The sequence below is a fragment of the Rhodoplanes roseus genome, from assembly GCF_003258865.1.
In the GTDB taxonomy this organism is placed as follows: Bacteria; Pseudomonadota; Alphaproteobacteria; order Rhizobiales; family Xanthobacteraceae; genus Rhodoplanes; species Rhodoplanes roseus.
On record NZ_NPEX01000078.1, the window covers coordinates 20,626 to 23,638 of the forward strand.

Annotated in this window: 3 protein-coding genes; all 3 read left to right on the top strand. The window is 67.1% G+C overall.

Going from position 1 to position 3,013, the window contains the following annotated elements:
* The first annotated feature begins 111 nt into the window (after nucleotides 1-111).
* The 3 genes from CH341_RS13350 (at nucleotide 112) to CH341_RS13360 (ending at nucleotide 2,941) form a co-directional block, all read left to right on the top strand.
* On the top strand, nucleotides 112-807 hold the full coding sequence (locus CH341_RS13350; RefSeq protein WP_111419516.1) for an ABC transporter ATP-binding protein: 696 nt from the start codon (nucleotides 112-114) through the stop codon (nucleotides 805-807).
* A gap of 83 nt (nucleotides 808-890) precedes the next feature.
* Nucleotides 891-1,550, top strand: a complete 660-nt coding sequence (locus tag CH341_RS13355; RefSeq protein WP_111419517.1) for a TetR/AcrR family transcriptional regulator — start codon at nucleotides 891-893, stop codon at nucleotides 1,548-1,550.
* A gap of 263 nt (nucleotides 1,551-1,813) precedes the next feature.
* A complete protein-coding gene (locus CH341_RS13360; protein ID WP_245431037.1) occupies nucleotides 1,814-2,941 on the top strand; it encodes a Gfo/Idh/MocA family protein in 1,128 nt (375 codons plus the stop codon).
* Nucleotides 2,942-3,013 lie beyond the last annotated feature (72 nt).

Below are 3,013 nucleotides of genomic sequence, written 5' to 3' on the forward strand. Positions count from 1 at the left end.
GCCGCCGAGCCTGGAATTCGTACTCCGGGCCTCGGTAGCGCACGACGGACAGGGCGTATGGGGCCCGCGCTCGGCGCTCGCGCGCCGCCCCGTGTCGACCGGAGAAGCCCCATGCTGACCGTCGAAAACCTCCAGGCCGGCTACGGCGAGACGCCGGTGCTGTTCGATGTCGGCTTCCGCATCGGGCCCGGCGAGATCGTCACGCTGCTCGGTCGTAACGGCATGGGCAAGACGACGACGATCCGGGCGCTCATGGGGCTGGTGCGCCCCACCGGTGGCAACCTGACGTTCGATGGACAGTCGCTCGCCGGCCTGCCGTCCTACCGGATCGCCCAGCTCGGCCTGGGCCTCGTGCCGGAGGGGCGCCAGGTCTTCGCGACCCTGACGGTCCGCGAGAACCTGGTCGCCACGGCGGCGGCCCGCTTCGGCGACCGCTGGACGTTGGAGCGGGTGTACGACTTCTTCCCGCGGCTCGCCGAGCGTCGCGGCCATCTCGGCAGCCAGCTCTCGGGCGGTGAGCAGCAGATGCTGGCGATAGGTCGTGCGCTGATGACCAATCCACGGCTCCTGATCCTGGACGAGGCGACCGAAGGACTCGCGCCGTTGATCCGTTCCGAGATCTGGCGCGGCCTCGGCCGCCTGAAGCAGGAGGGGCAGGCGATTCTGCTGGTCGACAAGCATCTCGATGCCATGACCCGCCTGGCGGATCGACACGTCGTGCTGGAGAAAGGGCACGTGGTCTGGTGCGGGTCGTCCACCGAGCTCGCCGCCGATCAATCGGTGCGCCAACGCTGGCTGCAGGTGTGACCTCGCGCAAGCGAGTGCCGTCCGCCGGACCAATGCTGTATGGTCACCCAGGCGACGGTTGCGATTCCGTCGCGGGCGAGGCCATGGAAGCGACCCCGATCAAGAGCGATCCGCCGAAGCGGCCGACGGGCTCGCGGGATCCCGTGCGCACCCGCGCCGCGATCCTGGATGCCGCCACCCACGAGTTCAGGTCGAAGGGGCTCACCGGCGCACGGGTCGACACGATCGCCAAGCGGTCGGGCGTCAACAAGCGGATGATCTATCACTATTTCGGCGGCAAGGACGGCCTCTATGTCGCGGTCCTGGAGCAGACCTATGCGGCGATCCGTACCGCCGAGAAGGAGCTTCATCTGGTCGATCGCGAGCCGGTCGATGCGATCTGCGAGCTCGTCCGCTTCACTTGGCGCTATTTCATCACCCACCCGGAATTCCTCAGCCTGCTCGGGACCGAGAACCTGCATCGTGGCCGTTACCTGAAGCAATCGGCGCTGATCCGCGACCTGCACTCGCCCCTGATCGCGACCCTGTCTCAGCAGCTCGCGCGCGGCGCCGCGCAAGGTATTTTCCGGCCCGATGTCGATGCTGTGCAGCTCTATATCAGCATCGCGTCGCTGGGCTTCTTCTATCTTTCGAACCGCTACACGCTCGCCACCATCTTCGGCCGCAGCATGGACGATCCGGAGAGCCTCGACGCGCGGGGCCGCCACATCGAGGACGTCGTTCTCTCCTACCTGCGACCCTGATCGAGGTCCCGGCGCGTCGGGATCCTCGGTCGGCTCCCTCCTTCACCGGCGAGTGCTGCGGTGCAGCACGTTGTCCGTCAGTCATGCCGCCTTGCGGCCCGGGGCTGCGTTTCGAGCGGGTCAAGGCTCTTGACGCTCGCCCCCTGCCCATGGTGATTTGTAACCAGGCGGTTACTTGGCGGATCGCCGCCGCGCACACCGCCGCCGGATTTTTCCAATTTCGCGAGGCATGCAAAGTGGCCACCAAGAAGCTCGGCATCATCATGCACGGCGTCACCGGGCGCATGGGTCTCAATCAGCACCTGGTGCGCTCCATCGTTGCGATCCGCGCCGAAGGCGGCGTGCTGCTCCCGAACGGCGACCGGGTGATGCCGGACCCGATCCTGGTCGGCCGCAACGCCGAGAAGGTCGCGGCGCTCGGCCGCCAGTACGGCATCGAGCGGACCACGTCGGACCTCGCCGCTGCGCTGAAGAATCCCGAAGACACCCTGTTCTTCGATGCCGCGACGACGCAGGCGCGGGCCGATCTCGTGACCCAGGCCATCGAGGCCGGCAAGCACGTCTATTGCGAGAAGCCGATTTCCGAGACGCTCGACAAGGCGCTGGCGATGGCGACTCTCGCCAAGGCGCGTGGCGTGAAGAACGGCGTCGTGCAGGACAAGCTGTTCCTGCCGGGCCTGCGCAAGATCGCCAAGCTGAAAGAGGCGGGATTCTTCGGCCGCATGTTCTCGGTGCGCGGCGAGTTCGGCTACTGGGTGTTCGAGGGCGACTGGGGCCAGCCGGCGCAGCGGCCGAGCTGGAACTACAAGCTCGGCGAGGGTGGCGGCATCATCCTCGACATGCTGTGCCACTGGCGCTACGTGCTCGACAATCTGTTCGGCGAGGTGAAGGCGGTGAGCTGCCTCGGCGCCACCCACATCCCGAGCCGTGTCGACGAGAACGGCAAGACCTACGTGGCCGACGCCGACGACGCCGCTTACGCCACCTTCGAGCTCGAAGGCGGCGTCATCGCCCACATGAACTCGTCCTGGTGCGTGCGCGTGCGCCGCGACGACCTCGTGACCTTTCAGGTCGACGGCACCCACGGCTCGGCCGTCGCGGGCCTGTCCAAGTGCTGGACGCAGCACCGGGTCAACACGCCGCGCCCGATCTGGAATCCCGACGTCCCGCAGACGATGAACTTCCTCGACCAGTGGGAAGAGGTGCCGGACAACTTCGACTACGACAACGGCTTCAAGATCCAGTGGGAGAGCTTCATTCGCCACGTGGTCGCCGACACGCCGTGGAGCCACGACCTGCTCGAAGGCGCCAAGGGCGTCCAGCTCGCCGAGCTCGGGCTGAAGAGCTGGCAGGAGCGCCGCTGGCTCGACGTGCCGAAGCTGAGCGTTTAAGCGCGACGTTTGCACGTCGCAGTCCGACTCGTCATGCCCGGCCTTGTGCCGGGCATCCACGAAGCGGCCGGA